Source organism: Streptomyces sp. NPDC051364, assembly GCF_040682115.1.
In the GTDB taxonomy this organism is placed as follows: Bacteria; Actinomycetota; Actinomycetes; order Streptomycetales; family Streptomycetaceae; genus Streptomyces.
This window is the reverse complement of sequence record NZ_JBFBAH010000009.1, coordinates 165,805-182,132: the sequence shown is the minus strand read 5'-3', so window position 1 is coordinate 182,132 and position 16,328 is coordinate 165,805. Positions and strand designations below refer to the sequence as shown.

15 protein-coding genes are annotated in these 16,328 nt (G+C 74.3%); 6 read left to right on the top strand and 9 right to left on the bottom strand.

Annotation, left to right across the window (positions count from 1 at the left end):
• Window positions 1-18: 18 nt before the first annotated feature.
• Complete coding sequence (locus AB0M76_RS21115; RefSeq protein ID WP_365954299.1) at window positions 19-2,085, top strand: AMP-binding protein; 2,067 nt, start codon at window positions 19-21, stop codon at window positions 2,083-2,085.
• On the opposite strand, the gene AB0M76_RS21110 is transcribed toward AB0M76_RS21115, so the two are convergent.
• Window positions 2,031-3,941 (bottom strand): GNAT family N-acetyltransferase, encoded by a 1,911-nt coding sequence (locus AB0M76_RS21110; RefSeq protein ID WP_365954298.1) that lies wholly within the window; start codon window positions 3,939-3,941, stop codon window positions 2,031-2,033. The genes AB0M76_RS21115 and AB0M76_RS21110 overlap by 55 nt on opposite strands.
• 115 nt (window positions 3,942-4,056) lie before the next feature.
• Between AB0M76_RS21110 and AB0M76_RS21105 the strand changes: the two genes are divergently transcribed.
• Window positions 4,057-4,479 (top strand): DUF350 domain-containing protein, encoded by a 423-nt coding sequence (locus AB0M76_RS21105; RefSeq protein ID WP_266637178.1) that lies wholly within the window; start codon window positions 4,057-4,059, stop codon window positions 4,477-4,479.
• Window positions 4,480-4,552: 73 nt separating this feature from the next.
• Here AB0M76_RS21105 and AB0M76_RS21100 read toward each other — a convergent pair whose 3' ends face one another.
• The 5 genes from AB0M76_RS21100 to AB0M76_RS21080 all read right to left on the bottom strand — a co-directional run bounded on the left by AB0M76_RS21100 (window position 4,553) and on the right by AB0M76_RS21080 (window position 9,542).
• Window positions 4,553-4,975 (bottom strand): hypothetical protein, encoded by a 423-nt coding sequence (locus AB0M76_RS21100; protein WP_365954297.1) that lies wholly within the window; start codon window positions 4,973-4,975, stop codon window positions 4,553-4,555.
• A gap of 170 nt (window positions 4,976-5,145) precedes the next feature.
• Complete coding sequence (locus AB0M76_RS21095) at window positions 5,146-6,357, bottom strand: acyltransferase (RefSeq protein ID WP_365954295.1); 1,212 nt, start codon at window positions 6,355-6,357, stop codon at window positions 5,146-5,148.
• A complete protein-coding gene (locus AB0M76_RS21090) occupies window positions 6,354-7,397 on the bottom strand; it encodes an alpha/beta hydrolase (protein WP_365954294.1) in 1,044 nt (347 codons plus the stop codon). The genes AB0M76_RS21095 and AB0M76_RS21090 overlap by 4 nt, the downstream gene beginning before the upstream one ends.
• Before the next feature lie 136 nt (window positions 7,398-7,533).
• Complete coding sequence (locus AB0M76_RS21085; protein ID WP_365954293.1) at window positions 7,534-8,214, bottom strand: response regulator transcription factor; 681 nt, start codon at window positions 8,212-8,214, stop codon at window positions 7,534-7,536.
• Window positions 8,211-9,542: a histidine kinase gene (locus AB0M76_RS21080; protein WP_365954426.1), complete on the bottom strand. Its 1,332-nt coding sequence runs from the start codon at window positions 9,540-9,542 to the stop codon at window positions 8,211-8,213. Before AB0M76_RS21080 ends, AB0M76_RS21085 begins: the two co-directional genes overlap by 4 nt.
• A 140-nt stretch (window positions 9,543-9,682) precedes the next feature.
• Here AB0M76_RS21080 and AB0M76_RS21075 point away from each other — a divergent pair, with 140 nt between their 5' ends.
• From AB0M76_RS21075 to AB0M76_RS21065, 3 genes are all read left to right on the top strand, one after another.
• Window positions 9,683-10,630 (top strand): AEC family transporter, encoded by a 948-nt coding sequence (locus AB0M76_RS21075; RefSeq protein WP_365954292.1) that lies wholly within the window; start codon window positions 9,683-9,685, stop codon window positions 10,628-10,630.
• Entirely contained in the window at window positions 10,627-11,199 is a 573-nt protein-coding gene (locus AB0M76_RS21070; protein WP_365954291.1) for an HXXEE domain-containing protein, read from the top strand. Before AB0M76_RS21075 ends, AB0M76_RS21070 begins: the two co-directional genes overlap by 4 nt.
• 65 nt (window positions 11,200-11,264) lie before the next feature.
• Window positions 11,265-11,660 carry a hypothetical protein gene (locus AB0M76_RS21065; RefSeq protein WP_365954290.1) on the top strand — a complete coding sequence of 132 codons (396 nt, stop codon included), beginning with the start codon at window positions 11,265-11,267 and terminating at the stop codon, window positions 11,658-11,660.
• Here the strand turns inward: AB0M76_RS21065 and AB0M76_RS21060 are convergent.
• Both AB0M76_RS21060 and AB0M76_RS21055 read right to left on the bottom strand, forming a co-directional pair.
• A complete protein-coding gene (locus tag AB0M76_RS21060; protein WP_365954289.1) occupies window positions 11,614-12,534 on the bottom strand; it encodes a serine protease in 921 nt (306 codons plus the stop codon). The genes AB0M76_RS21065 and AB0M76_RS21060 overlap by 47 nt on opposite strands.
• A gap of 11 nt (window positions 12,535-12,545) precedes the next feature.
• On the bottom strand, window positions 12,546-14,066 hold the full coding sequence (locus AB0M76_RS21055; RefSeq protein ID WP_365954288.1) for an FAD-binding oxidoreductase: 1,521 nt from the start codon (window positions 14,064-14,066) through the stop codon (window positions 12,546-12,548).
• Between the two features lie 460 nt (window positions 14,067-14,526).
• Here AB0M76_RS21055 and AB0M76_RS21050 point away from each other — a divergent pair, with 460 nt between their 5' ends.
• Window positions 14,527-15,666 (top strand): hypothetical protein, encoded by a 1,140-nt coding sequence (locus AB0M76_RS21050; protein ID WP_365954286.1) that lies wholly within the window; start codon window positions 14,527-14,529, stop codon window positions 15,664-15,666.
• Here the strand turns inward: AB0M76_RS21050 and AB0M76_RS21045 are convergent.
• A complete protein-coding gene (locus tag AB0M76_RS21045; protein ID WP_365954285.1) occupies window positions 15,663-16,319 on the bottom strand; it encodes a class I SAM-dependent methyltransferase in 657 nt (218 codons plus the stop codon). The genes AB0M76_RS21050 and AB0M76_RS21045 overlap by 4 nt on opposite strands.
• Window positions 16,320-16,328: the final 9 nt, after the last annotated feature.

Below are 16,328 nucleotides of genomic sequence, written 5' to 3'. Positions count from 1 at the left end.
GGGTGCCATCATCGGGGAATGACCCAGGGATCGACGCAGGAACCAGGGTCCGACCGCTCCGGTCGGATGACCGCCGGCACCGTCCTGCGCCTGTTCGAGCTACAGGCGCGGGACACCCCGCAGGCATACGCCGTCATCGCCGGCGTGCACAGCCTCACGTACGGGCAACTGGACGTCCGGGCCAACCAGTTGGCGCACCACCTCATAGCCGACGGACTGCCGCCCGGCGCCGTCGTGGCCATCGGGACCGCCCGCCGGACCGAGATCGTCGTCGCCCTCCTCGCCGTCCTCAAGGCCGGCGGTGCCTACGCCGTCATCGACGTAGAGGTTCCGCTCACCGGGCAGCGGCAACTCGCCGCCCTCACTCCGTACGTCCTGCTCACCGACGCCGCACACCACGCCCGGCTCGACGACGGCAGCGGGCTGCGGGTGATCCGCCTCGGCGCAGAGGCGTCCGCGATCACCGGCCGCCCCACCGAAGCACCGGAGCGGCCCGAGCCCGGCGCGACGGCCGCCGTCCTGTTCACCGGAGCGACGGTGCCGCGCGCCGTGCCCGTCGGCCACGTCCGGCTGCTCGCCGCCCATGAGGGCTGGGCCGAGGTCATCCGGCCCGTCCCCGAGGACCGCCACCTGATCACCCACGGACCGGACATCACCGCCTTCGCCGCCGGCTGGACCCGGGCCCTGTGCTCGGGCGGCGCCCTCGTCGTGCCCGAGCGCGGGCCCTGGACGCCCGAGGGGATCCGCCGGGCGGTCAAGACCGAGCAGGTCGGCGTGGTGCACACCGACCCGGCGGGTGCGACCCGGCTGCTCCTGCACGACGCGACCGCCGCCGGATCCGGCTCCACCGCCGGCGCCCCGCGCCGCCGCCGCGACCCCGACCCGGCCCTGCGGTCGCTGCGGCTGGTCACCGTCACCGGGGACCGGCTCTTCCTCGACGAGCAGGCCGCCTTGCAAGCCAGGCTCCGGGCCGGCGCCCGGCTGCTCAACGTCTACGGACCCACCGAGGCCGCGGGCGTCGGTGCCTGGTTCGAACTGCCACAGCTGTCCCGCCCGTTGGACGACCCCGAGCAGATCGCCCTGATCGGCACCCCCTTCCCCGGCTGCCGCGTGGACCTCCGCGACGGGGAGATCCGCCTCACCCCGCCCGACGGCGGCGATGCGATCCCCACCGGCGACCGTGCGGAAATCCGCCCGGACGGGCTGCTGGAGTTCCGCGGCCGCATCCGGGACCGGATCACCGTGGCCGGCGCGGTGCTCCACCCGCACGCCGTCGAATCCGTCATCCGGAGCCACCCGGACGTCGGCGCCGCGCTCGTGGCCCAGGTCCCGGACGGCGACGGGACGGGCCGGCTGGTCGCCTACGTGGCCCCGCCCGCCGACGCGCACTCCTGGCCCCCGGGCGCCGACCTGCCGGACAGCGGTCAGCTCCGTTCCCACCTCGCCGGGAAGGTGCTCCCGACGTGGCCCCCGAGCGCCGTGGTCCGGCTGCGCACCCTGCCCCGCAACCGCGCGGGCCAGGAGAACCGGGAGGCCGTGGCGCAGCCCGTGCTCCCGGTGAAGCCGGGCCAGGGGAGCGCCGCGCCGGGCACTGGAAAGTACGCGGCCGCCGGCCGCGGCACCCTCCCGACACCGCTCGGCCTCATCGGCTGCGGCCTCCCGCTGCTGGTCGCCGCCGGCCTGCTCTTCTTCGTCCTCTCGAAGATCTTCTGGCCGGGCTCGACCGACCTGGGCGGTGTGCCCAGCCCGTGGGCGTTCCTCTTCTTCGTGCTCTACCTGTTCGAGGGAGCCGCCTTCGCCGCCGGGCTGCTGTTCCTGTTCAAGGGACGGGCGTGGATGGTGCGCCACGGCCGAGGCCAGGGCAGCGGGCTCACCACGGCGGCGCACCTGGCGGTGGTCTACCTGCTCGTCGCCTGGTGGCCGCAGGACAACTTCTACCGGCTCGCGGCCAAGCAGGACTGGCCGCTCCAGGCCGCCCTGGTCTACGCCTTCAACATCCCCCTGATGATCGCGGCCGGCATCGTCGCCGCCTATGTCACCCTGAAGCCGCCGTCGCCCTTCGACTTCGACGACGAGGACGACTGAGCCGGCTCCGACGTCGTCGGCGGCTCCGGCGGCTCCGACGGATCTGAAGCCTCGGACCGCTGCCCTTCGGTGAAGGCCGCCCCGACGGCGAGCGCCTCCGCCCGTACCACTGCCCCGGCCGCGTCCAGCACCTCCCTGCTGTGCGCGGCCACGAACACGCCCAGCCAGGGCGCCGGGTCGAAGGCGCCGGTCGGGATCGCCGGGAGGAACACCGCCCCGAGCTCCGCGCAGCGGCGGGCCAGCGTCTCGCACAGCTCGTCGAGCGGGGCCTCGGGCAGCCTGGCCCCCAGCTCCACCCGGTCCACGATCCGTACGAGATGGCCCGCGCCCCGCAGCGCGTCGAGCCTGGCCGCCACCATGAAGGCCACGGACGGCCCGGTGAGGCGCAGGTTCGTCTCGGTCGGCGCCAGCCGCCCCGCCCCGTCGGCGACGAAGTCCACGTCGAACCAGCCCCGGTAGCCGGCCGCCGCCAGCTCCCGGCCCACCGCCTCCCCGAAGGCGAGCAGCGGTTTCTCCGCCCATGCGGGCACCACCCCGGGGCCCACCGTGGCGCCGCGGTACCCCGTGCCCGCCACGTCCATCACCGCGCCGCCGACCTCGTGCACCCGGCCCGACCCGTCCACGAACCCGTCGTACGTCAGGTCGCGCGGTGCGCCGGGCTCCGTCGGGCCGGCCACGTACTCCTCCACCAGCAGCGGCCCGCGCGGCAGAGCGCGCAGCACCGCGCGGGCGCCGCCCGCCGCCCGGACCCGGCCGGGTGTCACCACGGTGGTGCCCGAGCCGCCGACACCGTGCTCCGATTTGAGAACGGTGCTCTCGCCCGCCTCGGCCCGGGCGGCCAGCCGCCGGGCCGCCGCCCGCCGGTTGTCGGCCCGCCACTGGGCGGGGAGCACGATTCGGGGATGCCCGCCGCCCGCCAGGATCCGCGCGAACAGGCCGTGCGCCGCCGACTTCGACTCGTACCGCAGCTCGCGCGGCCGCCACGGCCGTCCGGTCAGCCGCGCGAACGCCTCCGTCCGGCCCCACGGTACGAGGGGCAGCCCGGCCGCGGTCAGCCGCCCGGCCAGCGCAGGGCGGGCCCGTACGGCATCCGACAGCCCGGCAGCAGTCGGCAGCCCGGGACCCCCGTCCGCCAGGCCGTCGTAGACTTCCACCCCCTCCCACTCCAGGAGGCGTCCGACCCGCTCGATCCAGCCCCGCGGCACCGCCGCGGGCAGCACCAGCGCCCCCGGCCACGGGCTGTAGAACGCGGCCAGGCAGGCGTAGTGGTGTGCGGCCCGCTGTTCGCGGTCCAGGGAGGCATCGGCGAACTGGGCGTTGTACTCGGCGACATTGCCCACGTGCACGGCCGGTCCGCCACCGGTCCAGGCCTGCGCCCAGTCGGCGAGCGGCGCGGGCGCCGCCTCGAACCGCACCAGGCCGGCGGGCACGTCGTCGTCGCCCGGCCGGCAGGACGTCGGCGAAGTCAGCGCGCCCATCGCCCGGTAGAACCCCGCCGCATGCGGATCGGCGTCGATCAGCAGCCTGCGGAACCCCAGTGCGGCAGCCCGGCGCAGCGCATCCCGGTACAGCTGCCGTCCCACGCCCCGCCCGATGGCGTCCGGCTCCACGAACAGCAGCCCCAGCCGGGCCACCGGCGCCGCACCCTCCAGGGAGGCGAGACCCAGCACCCGCCCGCCGGAGGTGTCTTCGGCCACCACGATCCGGCGGTCCGCCACCTCCCCGGCCCGGATCCGCAGTTCGTGCGCGCAGGAGGCCAGGAACTCCGCGTCGTACCCCCAGTACGCCTTGGAACGCAGCACCAGCGCGGTGAGCGCCTCCGCCTCACCGGCCCCCGCCGCTCTGAGCTTTACCATTCCCTGACCTCCCCATGGTCTGCCGCAAGACCGTGCGATAGATTCGGCCACCCTGACGGCAGGTGCGCGTCAGGTACGGCAGGACCTTCCTACCCCCACGGAGAACGGCTTCTCAATGAGCGACATCATCAACGGACTTGGCCGTACCAGCGCCTTCGGTGCCCTCGGCCTGGTGCTGCTGATCCTCGGCATCGTCCTGGTGGACGTGCTGACGCCCGGGAAGCTGCCCAAGCAGATCTGGGAGGAGCGCAACCGGAACGCGGCCGTCATGCTGAGCTCCGCGCTCATCGGCGTCGGCGGGATCGTGTTCACCTCGATCTGGACCACGTACGACGACTTCGGCAAGGGCCTGCTGTCCACCGCGGCCTTCGGCCTGCTCGGCCTGGTCCTGATGGGTGTGGCCTTCCTGGTGCTGGACTGGGTGACCCCCGGCAAGCTCGGCGCCATAGTCGTCGACCCGGAGCCGCACCCGGCGGTCTGGGTCACGGCCTGCTGCAACCTGGCGGTGGCCGCCATCGTCGCGGCCTCGATCGCCTGACCTGCTTCCCGTCCACGCCGAGAGCGCCGCTCCCTGGGGGGAGCGGCGCTCTCGGCACGGGCCACCGGGTCGCCTACGTGGCCACGGTCGGGGCCTGCGACGGGGGCCCGCACGGAGCGGCGACGCAGATCCATACGGGTTCCCTGTGCGGGTTCGTCACTCCGGTGTTCTCATGGCGGTCGGTCTTGCCGGGGCGTTGCTTGCCCAGGTCCGGCTTGACCACGCCACCCTTGCCCTGCCCGTCCTGGGCGTCGGGCTTGACGACGATCCTGCCCTCGTCACTGTCCTCGGGAACGACCAGGAGGAGGTTGGAGACGTGGGGCTCGTCGTTTGGAAGGGGTGTGTCCGTGGAGCCGATGTCGCCGTCGCTCACGACGGTGTGCGGCGTCGCCGGAGTGGCGGCGAAGGCCCCGGTGGGCATCAGCACGGCGCCTGCAGCCGCGGCGGTCGAGGCGGCGAATACGAACAAACGTCGCATCCGAAAGGGGTACGTCATGGGAATTCTCCTTGAGTGAGTAGGCCGATGCGAATGGGCCACTTCGCTACGTGAGCCCATGTCCAGTAAGGCCCCGCCCTCGCGTCGCGTCATGCCCCTGCATCCCGTGGCTTGACGGACGGCAACGGTCCTGGTAATTCCCCGTACTCACGCAGCCCCGCGCCCGAGTGTCAGGCCAGACCCAGCGCGAACACCGCGAACCCGGCCGCCAGCAGTCCCGCGAGCGTCCGCCGCACCGCCGTGGCCCGCTCCCACGGCTCCTCGAACCGGCGCGCGTACCAGGCGATGCCCACCAGCAGCGCCGCGAACACCGGCATCCACGCCACCCGCGCCACGATCCACCCCAGGCTGTCCGGCGCCGTCGTCAGACCCGCCAGCTCCCCCACGAAGGAACCGGGCACGGCCGCCGCCAGCATGGCCGTCTGGTGCCAGCACAGGATCGTCATCGCGCACAGGTTGATCACGACCACGGGCGCCCACAGAGCCGGCCGGGCGAGCAGCTTCGCCAGCCGGTCCCGCAGCAGCATGGCCGCCCCCGACTGGGCCGCGGCCAGGGCCGGCACGAGCAGCGACGGCGGATGCGAGTTGGTCCGCGCCTCGCCCGGTACGCCGACCATCGACGCCGGGTAGTGGAACACCGTCAGCAGAGCCGCGAACAGCACGGTCCCGCCCGCCAGCAGCAGCCAGGCCCCGCGCCGCCCGATCCGCCGCTCACCCCAGGACACGCCCAGCTGGTACGCGAACAGCCAGCCCGGCAGGATGTTCACCAGCGCCAGCCACGACGGCACGGAGCCGGCGAGCGGCCCGTAGCGCAGGAAGTCCACCACCGCGACCGAGGCGAGCAGCGGGGCCGCCGCCCAGCCGCCGAGCCGGTGCGCCGCCCGTACGCAGTACGGGGTCAGCGCGGTGACCACCACGTACACCCCGACGAACCACAGCGGCTGGATCACCAGGGTGGCGCCCGTCCGCAGCGTGGCCTCCGGCACCCCCGCCGCGTACAGCACCGGCGCGGCCAGCGCCCACACCGCCGTGACCCCGAGCACCGGCCGTCCCAGGCGGGCGATCCGGCCCTTCAGCCAGGCCCCGGCGGACCCCGTGCGGCGGTGGTACGAGAGCACCGATGCATAGCCGCCGACCAGGAAGAAGATGCCCAGCATCTGCAGCACCCAGCCGGCCGGTGCGAGCCCGCCGAACGCGGACAGCGGGCTGGCATTGTGCAGACCGCCCTCCGTGTCGAGGGTGAATCCGCCGAGCAGCCAGTGCCCGGTCGGCACGGCCAGCAGAGCGAGGGCGCGCAGCCCGTCGACGGCCCGGTCGCGGTGGGCGGGGGTCCGCCGCTCGATCCGGTCGGCCGTCCCCTTGAGCAGGGTCAGGGTGCTCATCGGGCCTCTCCCCTCGCGATCGCGGCGAAGGCCGCCAGGGACTGGGTGCCGGGTGCGAGATAGCCGGTGTGGCCCTGTACGTCGGAGGCGGGCACCATGCGGGCGCCGAAGGCGGCGGAGGCCGGATCGGCGCCGTGGCCGATCCCGGCGAGCTGCACGTTCGGCACGTCGGCGATCCAGTCGGAGGGCCCCCGGGCCGCCCAGACGCGGGCCCCGGTGTGCAGGCCGGCCGCGTTGTCGGCGCGCATGCCCGGGGAGCCGAACACGACGATGTCGGTGGCGTCCGTGTGCCGGGCGGCAAGGCCCCCCACCACCGATCCGTAGCTGTGGCAGAACAGCACCGGGTCGGGCGCGCCGACCGCGTCGAGCCCTGCCGTGAACCGGGCCAGCCGGTCCGCGCCCGCCTTCGCGAGCCGCCCCGAGGCCGCGTCCAGGCCGACCCCGACGGGGGTGGTGTATCCGGTCCAGGCCACCACCGCGGTGTTCTCGCCGGCCGCGGCGCGCAGCGACCGGGCCATCCCGGCCGGACCGGTGTTCGGCGCGCGCTTCGCGTCGTACGTGGTGGCGTCGCTGTCGGAACCCGGCACGATCACCGATACGTGCGCGGCCCGCCCCATATCCCCGAACACCTCGACGACCTGGCCGCGCCCACGCGGGTCGAACGCGAGGATCTGCCGCCCCGGCGAGGCGAGCGAGGCGTAGCGGGCCTCGCCGGTGGCGAGGACGGCCAGCCGGTTGGCCTCGTACCTGAGGGTGACCGGTGCGCCGTCGAGGTTGCCCACCACCAGCGGGTGGTGCCGTACGAGCTCCCGGCGCTCGGCGTCGTCCAGCCCGGCGAAGAACCGGGCCACGTCCTGCGGCGAGGCGCTCGCGGGATCGGGGAGCGAGCGGCCGGACGCGGTGTCGGCCCGCCAGGCGGCGGTGCCGGGCGGCGGTCCGGTGACTGCGTGCTGGCTGTCGCCGGAGGCCCATCCCGCGGTCCCCCCGACCACGGCCACGGCCAGTGCGGCCGTGACCAGGGTCCTTCCGAAGCGGCGCATGCCCCTTCTCCTCTCCTCGTGACGAGGAGAAAGTAGGGAGAAGGTGTCGCAGCGGACGTCGGACCGTGGAGCCAAGTCGGATGTCATACCCCGGTAGGGGGTGGAGGAGATGCGCCGCGCCAGTCCGGGGCAGGCGTCAGTCGGAGTCGCCCGGCCGGACCAGCCCGGCCTCGTACGCGAAGATCACGGCCTGCGCCCGGTCCCGCAGGTCCAGCTTGGCCAGCACCCGCCCGATGTGCGTCTTCACCGTCTGCTCCGCCAGCACCAGGTGCCCGGCGATCTCCTGGTTCGACAGTCCGCGCGCGATGAGCTCCAGTACCTCGGTCTCCCGCGGGGTCAGCCCGTTCAGCCGCAGCGCCGGGTCCTTGCGCGGGGCCGGCCGCCGCTGGACGAAGTCCGCGATCAGCCGCCGCGTCACCGAGGGCGCCAGCAGCGCCTCGCCCGACGCGACCACCCGCACCGCCGCGATCAGATCGGCCGGCGGCGCGTCCTTCAGCAGGAACCCGGAGGCGCCCGCGCGCAGCGCCTCGTACACGTAGTCGTCGATGTCGAAGGTGGTCAGCATCAGCACCTTCGGCCGGTGGACGACCCCCGGCGGCGGGCTGAGCAGCTCCCGGGCCGCCGTCAGCCCGTCCATCTCCGGCATGCGTACGTCCATCAGCACCACGTCGGGATGCACGGTGCGGGAGACCTGCACCCCCTGCCGCCCGTCGGGGGCCTCGCCCACCACGTCGATGTCGGCCTGCGCCGACAGCAGGGCGGCGAACCCCGCCCGCACCATGGCCTGGTCGTCGACGATGATCACACGGATGGTCAACTGGCGTCCTCGGTCGGGTCGTTCGTCGGTTCGTCCGGCGGTTCGTCCGGCGGGTCGTCCGTCGGGTCGTTCAGGGGCAGGCGGGCCGCGACCCGGAAACCGCCGTCGGGCAGCGGACCGGTGTCCAGCGTCCCGCCCGTCAACCGTACGCGTTCCCGCATGCCGACCAGACCGTGCCCGGTGCCCGAACTCTCCAGCGCCTCCACGGCATCCCGGGCCGCCGGGCCGTTCACCACGAGCACGAGGACCTCCTCGGCGTCGTGCGTCACCGACACCCGGGTCCCGGCCCCCGGCGCGTGCCGCACCACGTTCGCCAGGGCCTCCTGCACGATCCGGTACGCCGACAGGTCCACGGCAGGCGGCGCCGCCTGCGCCGCTCCGGCGGCGAGCGACAACTCCACCGGCTGCCCGGCCCGTACGGTCGCCTCCACCAGCTGCTGGATCCTGCCGATCCCCGGCTGCGGGGCCAGTACGCCCCCGCCGCCGGACGTCCCGTTCCCGCCGTTCCCGCCGTTCGCCCGGTCGCTGCGCAGCACCGTCAGCAGCCGCCGCATCTCGCCCAGCGACTCGCGCGCACTCGCCGCGATCGCCGCGAACTCCTCCTGCACCGGCTCCGGCATGCCGGGCAGCCGGTACGGCGCGGAATCCGCCTGCACGGTGATCACCGACATGTGGTGCGCCACCACGTCGTGCAGCTCCCGGGCGATCCGCGCCCGCTCCTCGAGCAGGGTCCGCCGGGCCCGCTCGGCCTCGCTGATGCTCTCCTGCTCGGCGATCCGCTGCTGGGCGTCGCCGATCCCGCGCAGCGCCCCGGTCACGGCGAGGAAGGCTCCGCTCAGCACGAAGAGGAGGGCGGCCGTCGTGGTCACCTCGAGCTCGTAGAACCCCAGCGCCACCCCGACGGCGCCCGTCACCAGCCACACCCCGACCAGCGTCCGGACGGACTCGCGCAGCCCCAGGCAGACCATCAGCAGCAGGTAGCCGACGATGCTCATCGGAGTCCACGGCCAGGGGTGCCCGGCCACGTTGTCGGCGGAGGCCAGCACCATCGCCCCGACCGTGTCCGCGACCAGGATCAGGACCCACGCGGGCAGCGGCCGCGTCACCGCCAGCAGCAGCGGCACGGTCTGGGCCACGCCCAGCGCCCCTGCCCAGCCGCCGCCCGCCTTGTAGTCGTCGGTCAGCACGGCGATGGTCGTCGGCAGCAGCGACACCACGAAGACGCCGACGACGATGTACGGCAGCATCCGCTGCCAGGCCTTCGGCGCCTGCGCGAACAGGGGTTCCGCCGCCCGGGCGGGCGTGCGCAGCACCACCGTGAACCGCATCGGCGCCCGGGCCGCCTTCGCGGGGGCCGGCGTACGGGGGCGGGCTTCGTCGCGATCGCTCATGATCGGACCAGCCTAGGGGCTGTCCGGGCGGGCACGGGTAGGCTGCTCGCGGTCGATCACAGGGGGAGCCGGTACGCATGGGCACGGCAGCCGCACTCGAGAAGCTCGTGCCGGTACTGCTGGCCTTCGGCGGCGGCGTACTGCTCGCCCGCCGCAAGATCGTCCCGGCCGAGGCCTCCAAGGCCTTCGCCGACTACGCCTTCCTCTTCGCCGTCCCCTGCTACCTCTTCGGCAACATCTACGCCAGCGACCTCGGGGCCCTCTTCAACTGGCGGGCCATCGGCGCCTACGCCGCGGCTGCCGCCCTCGCGGTGCTCGCCATCGCCTTCGCCGCGGGCGCCCACGGCATACGGGAGCCCCGCGACGTGGCGCTGCGCGTGATGGCCGGAGTCCAGGTGAACACGGCCTACTTCGCCGTCCCGGTGTTCATCACCCTCTTCGGGACCGCCGCGCCGATCTTCCCCGTCCTGCTGTTCCAGGTCTGCGTGCTGTCCCTCGTCGTCATCTCCATCATGGAGCTGGGCCGCGCCGGCCCGGCCTCGGGCGGTCCCGGACGGCGGCTCCTCCGGGCCGTCGGCGCGTCGCTCTCGACCCCGCTGGTGCTGGCCTGCAATGCCGGGATCCTGCTCAACCTGCTCTCGGTGCATGTCCCGAAGGTGGTCCTGGACGGGGCCGCCTTCGTCGGCGACAGCGCCTCGCCGATCGCCCTGTTCGCCCTCGGGCTGCACCTCGGCGGCCTCGGGCTGGACATCCGGGGCACCGGCCGTGAGGAACTGGCGCTCATCGCCTTCAAGTGCCTCGGCTTCCCGCTGCTGGCCTGGGCGGTGTGCGGGCTGCTGTTCGGCGTACGGGGGGAGTGGCTGACGTACCTCGTCCTGATCGCCGCGATGCCGACCCCGCAGAACCTGTTCGTCTTCGCCCAGCGCTACGACGTCGGCGTGGACCTCTCCGCCTCGCTGGTGATCAAGAGCTCGGTGGTTTCCCTGCTGCTGCTCCCCGTCTGGTTGCAGACTGTGGCCTCATGACTGCACCGACGCGAACCGTCACTGCCACTGCCACTGCCACTGCCACTGCCACTGCCACTGCCACCGTCGCCGTCACGGGCTTCGGGCTCCTGGCCGCCTGGGCCGTGCACGACCTGGAGGAGGTGGCGACGATGGGGCGTTGGTCCCGTACCCGGGTCCCCGTACTGCGCGAGCGCCACCCCCGGGTACCCGACCGGATCTGGGACCGGCTGGGCAGCACGGACGGCCGGGAGTTCGCGCGCGCCGTCGGGGTCATGGGCCTCGTGGTGGCCGCGGCGGCCGCGGACGGGTACCGCACCGGTGGCCGGTCCGCCTTCTACCAGACGAGCCTGAACGCCTTCGGTCTGCACGGCCTCGTCCACCTCGCGCAGGCGGCCGCCACCCGCGGCTACACCCCGGGCGCGGCCACCTCGCCGCTCGTGGTGGTCCCCTTCACCCTCTGGGCGCGGGGCCGGCTGCGGCGCGCCGGGGTGCTGCGGCCCGCGCGGGCGCGCGACGCGGTTCAGGGACTGGCCCTGGCCGCGGTGGCCACCGCGGGGGCGCACGCCGTGGCCCGGAGGCTCGGGTGACCCGCGAGCTGCGAACCGGCGGGCGGCCGGTCGTTCCCCGCGGGGGCTTCGGTCGTTGACCCGGCATGGAGCTGCTGCCGACCATCGCGGCGCCGGGCGTCGGTGAACGGGCCGATGCCGCGGCCGATGCCGCCTGCCACCTCTACGACGCCGTCGCCCCCTGGAGCTCCGCCGAGCCCGGCGGGTGGAGCCGTACGGCGGCCGAGGACGCCGCCGAGACCATCGAGACCACCGCGCACGCACTCGCGTACGCCCATCCGCGCGCCGAGGTCATCCTCGCGCCGGTGCACGCCGCCCTCGCCGATCTGCGGCGCCAGCTCGGGCTCCCGCCCTCCGACCAGCTGACCGCCGACGGGCTCCCGGCGACCCCGCGCACGGTGGGGAACCCGCGGCGCACCCGCTGGGTGCGGGTGCTCACGCCGCCGTTGCCCCGGCAACCGCCTGTTCGTACAACTTCTTGATCTCCGGGCCGAAGTAGGAGCTGTACGAGGTGTCGGCGGTGTCCCCGCCCGTCTTCCAGCCGCCGATGACCCCGACGACGTCCCCGGTCTCGGTCACCTTGTCGTAGTTCTTCAGGAAGGGGCCGCCGCTGGTCCCGCCGGGGTACCCGGTGCAGTCGATGCGCAGGAAGGATCCGGGGATCCCCGCATCCTTGCTCGTGAACTTGGTCGTACTGTTCACGCACAGCCGCGGGCGTGCGGCCGATGCCGGATAGCCGATCAGCGACACCTTCGCGTGCTCGTAACCGGCGCCGGTGACCAGGCGGTTCCCGCCGACCACGTCCTCGACGGGGAACCCGTCGGCATCCGGCCCGACCTGCGCGAAGGCCACGTCGAGGGTGGCCCCCTTGTCGGCGCCCAGGCTCTTGTAGCGCGGGTCGATCCACACCTTGGAACGCCCGTCGGCGGCGCGCTGCACCGGGAACATCCCGTACGGCTGCGGGTTGTCCGCCGTGTACAGCGGTACGAAGGCCACCTGGCGGGCGTCGGTGCCGAGCAGGCAGTGGGCCGCGCTCAGCACCAGGTTGCGGCCGGGGGAGGCGACCACGCTCGCGGTGCAGAAGTACGCGCCGCCGTCCTTCATCACGAACATCCGGCCGACGACCGGGATCCCGTCGAAGTCCTGCCCGGTGCCGGGGTCGGTGGCCGGAGCCGCCGACGCCAGGGTCATGGGGGCCGCGGCCGCCATCCGGTCGGCCGTCCAGAACGTCTCCGCCTCGCGGGCGGACCACCTGCCGGGCGGCGGCAGGGCGCTCCCGGCCTCGGCCACCGGCAGCGGCCCGGCGGGCAGCAGCAGGGCGGCCGTCGCCGCTGCCACGGTCAACGTACGTCGCATGTCGAGCTCCTCTAGATGGCCTGCGGGAAGCGGAACAGCCGGTCCGGGTCGTAGGTGCGCCGGACCTCCTCGAGGCGGGCGAGGTTCGGCCCGTAGTAGGCCTCGCGCCAGGAGGGCAGTTTCGGGTCGATGTAGTTCTGGTACGCGCGGCCGCTCGCCCAGGGGCGCAGGTCCTGCCACAGCCCGTCGAGCCAGCCCTGGTGCCCGGCCACCTCCGCGGGCGTCGCGGACGCGGGCCAGTAGGCGAGGTACTGGGTCAGGAAGGCGCTGTCCCGGTGCGCGAACGCGGTGTCGGAGACCGCCGTCCGGTTCACCGCCCCGCCGCATTCACCGCTGAACTGCACGACCCCGAGCCCGCCGGCCGGCACGGACTGCCCGTAGCGGCGTACGGCGGCCAGCACCGCGGCGATGCCCACGTCGGGCAGCCCGGCGCCGCCCCAGAAGTCGGAGCGTCCGCCGTACGAGTCCCGGCCGATCCGCCCCTCGGGGGTCCGGCCGGGCAGGGCGCCCGGCAGATGGCACTGGGCGGCGCTCCGGTCCTGGCAGCCCGACATGGCCCGCAGCGTCTCCTCGTACGTGCGTACGGCGATCCAGCTGTCCCGGAGCGGCCTGCCGACCAGGTCGGACAGCCGGGTCAGCTGCCGCTCCAGCTCGGCGCGCCCGCCGAAGCACAGGACGCGTACGGCGGGGGCCGGGGCCGGCCCGCCTTCGATCAGGAACTCGACCTGGCTCCAGAAGGGGTCGGGCAGGGCGGCCAGCCAGCGCTGCCAGGCGCGCAGTACGGCGGCGGAGTCGGCTTCGGCCCAGTGGAGTTCGGCGTAGGCGCAGCCGGTGGCCGGGTGGGTGCGGAAGCGGAACTCGGTGACCACGCCGAAGTTGCCGCCCCCGCCGCCGCGCAGGGCCCAGAACAGCCCCGGGTCATGGGTGGCGTCGACCTCGCGCACGATGCCGTCGGGGGTGACCACGGTGGCGCCGGTGAGGGCGTCGGAAGTGGTCCCGTACGCCCGGGAGGCCAGGCCCAGCCCGCCGCCCAGGGTGAGCCCCGCGATCCCGACGGTGGGGCACAGCCCGGTCGGGATGCCGAGGCGCTGTGCGGCGAGGCTCCGGTTGACGTCGCCGAGCCGGGCCCCGGCGCCGATCCGCACACCTTCCGCCCCGTCGACGGTCAGCCCGGCCATGGCGCCGACATCGACGACGAGCCCGCCGGCGCAGGTGGACCAGCCGGCGTAGCTGTGGCCGCCGCCGCGCGGCACGACGGGGACGGCGGACCGGCGGGCGAAGTCCAGGCAGACGGCCACGTCGGCGGCGTGCGCGGGGTAGGCCACCGCGCCCGGCGCGACCGTGTCGTACCGGGGCTGGAACAGCTGCCGGGCTTCGGGGTAGTCGGGGTCGCCCGGCAGCACCACCCGCCCGTCGACCCCGCGGGCGAGCGCCGCCCAGTCGGGGCCGCGGGCCGGCGCCGCCGTGACGGCGAAGGCGGCCAGCACGGCTGCGGGCGCACTGCCCAGCAACTGGCGGCGATGGAGGCTCATCCCTCCTTCCTGCCACCGCCCGGCCCGATCGCAGCGAAGGCGGGCCCACGGCGGCCACGTTGCCCCCCGAACGGCCCACGGCCCTTCGCCCGCGGACAGCCGCCCGTACCAGCGTGCGCGCCCTCGTGCAGGCGCACTTGCGCTTCACGGCCCGGTCGGCGAAGCCGCGCCGCCCGCCCCGCGGAAATCTCCTCCCGTGCGGCTGCGCGGCCGTGAATCATCTCGGGCACGGGGACTGACATACACGGGTTCATCGAGTGCCGTTGGGACCGTTGGCCGGACGAGGTCGACACGAGTACCGCCGCGGCTCCGACGGCTCTTGGGAGCTGTACGGACGGAACAGCAGCCTCACCCGCTTCGCCGAGGTGTCCCGTGTGCCGGCAGGGCCGAGGGGGGTCCGTAAGGGAATGGTTGGACACCCCGGGCTGCGAGGGGCTCGTGAGGTGAGTACGGTCTGCCCATGCAGATCGACGGAGCCGGCAGGCAGCAGCGGGGGCATGTTCTTCTCATAGCGGGCGACGCCGCCGTACGGCGGCGGGCCGTTCAGGTCGCGCCCAGTGCGAATCTGGCCGCGCTCGGAGTGCTGCCCGCATCCGCGCTGCTGAACAGCCACGTCCCCAGTGACACCACGTACCTCGACGGCGCCCGGGATCCGAACACCGTGCTGATGCGGCTGCGCACCGCCGCCGCGACGCCGGGGCCGCTGCTGGTCTACCTGTCGGGGCGGCTGACCCTCGACCGCCGCGGGCGCCGCCTCCACCTCGCGCTGGCGGGGACCACGGCCTCCACCGTCCGCTACACGGCGCTGCCTTGGGACTGGCTGGGCACCGAGCTCGGGGCCCGGTCCGCCGGGCCGACCGCGGTGGTGCTCGACCTCGTCGCCGACAAGTCCGCCTGGCCGGTGCTCCAGGAGTACGGGAGCCTGCCCGCCCCGCCCACCGCCGATGTGTACGGGGTCGTCGTCCCGCCCGCCTTCGTCGGCGGAGCGGACCGCGTGAGCTCGTACACCCACCACTGGATCGACCAGCTGCGCCGCAGCCCCACCCGCCCCGCCAACCTCCAGCTGCACGCGTTCGCCGTCGGAGCCGCCGCCCTGCCGCCCGGCACCCTCGTCCTGCCGGCGACGCGCGAGCTCAGCGCGTCCGCCGCCGCCCAGCAGGTGCCGCAGGATGAGGTCCCCGACCCGAGGCCGCACATCCACGCCCTCGCCTCCGGCGGACGGCACCAGGAGGCCGCGACGCTCGCCCAGGCCTGGGAGCAGCACGTCCTGCAGACCCACGGGTACACCTCGCCCGAGGCCACCCACTGGGCCGAGATCCGGGCCGACCTCGCCCGGATGGCCGGAAACTACCGCTCGGCGACCCAGCTCTGGATCAACGCCGGGCGCACCCGCCTGGAGCACCAGCCGCCGGACGCCCCCGAGGTCCTCGCGGCCGCGGCGGGCGCCCTGTACTGCTGGACCCAGCTCAAGGACCAGGCGGAGGCCCGGGACTCCGGCCCCGAACTCGTCCGCCTGCTGCGCGCCCTGCCGAGCCTCGAACCGCGGCTCCTGCGGCTCACGCAGCAGCGGCTGGAGGTGCTGGAGGGAAGCCGGTCCTAGCGCTGCTTGCGGGCCAGGAGGAAGGCCTGGGGGGATTTCTCGTGGTCCGCGGGCTGCCGGACCAGGCGGGCCACCTCCTCCAGGCCCGCCCCGCTGAGCAGGCCGGCGATCAGCTCCGGCGGGGTCCAGTACACGTCCAGCTCGACGGGGTGCCCGTACGCATGCTCCAGCCGGATCTTCTCGTCGCCCGCTTTGAAGGCGATCAGCAGGTGGCCGCCCGGCGCGAGCACCCGGGCGAACTCCGCGAACAGCGAGGGAAGTTCCCCCGGTGGGGTGTGCACCGTCGAGTACCAGGCCAGGACCCCGCCGAGCACCCCGTCGGCCACGTCCAGCGCCGCCATCGAGCCCACCTCGAAGCGCAGGCCCGGATACGTCCGCCGGGCCACCGCCACCATCGCCGGGGAGAGGTCGACGCCGAACGTCCGTACGCCGAGCCCGTCCAGGTGGGCCGTCACCCGCCCCGGACCGCAGCCCAGGTCCGCGACCGCTCGGGCCGCGCCGCCCTCGTCGCCGCGCACGCACTCGGCGAAGGCCGCCAGCATGGCCCGGTCCAGCGGCTTGTTCGCCAGCTCCGCGCCGAGGAGCCGGGCGTAGTCGACGGCGGCGGCGTCGTAGGACGCCCGTACGGAGTTCAGGTCCGAAGTCTCCTTCATGCTCTGTGA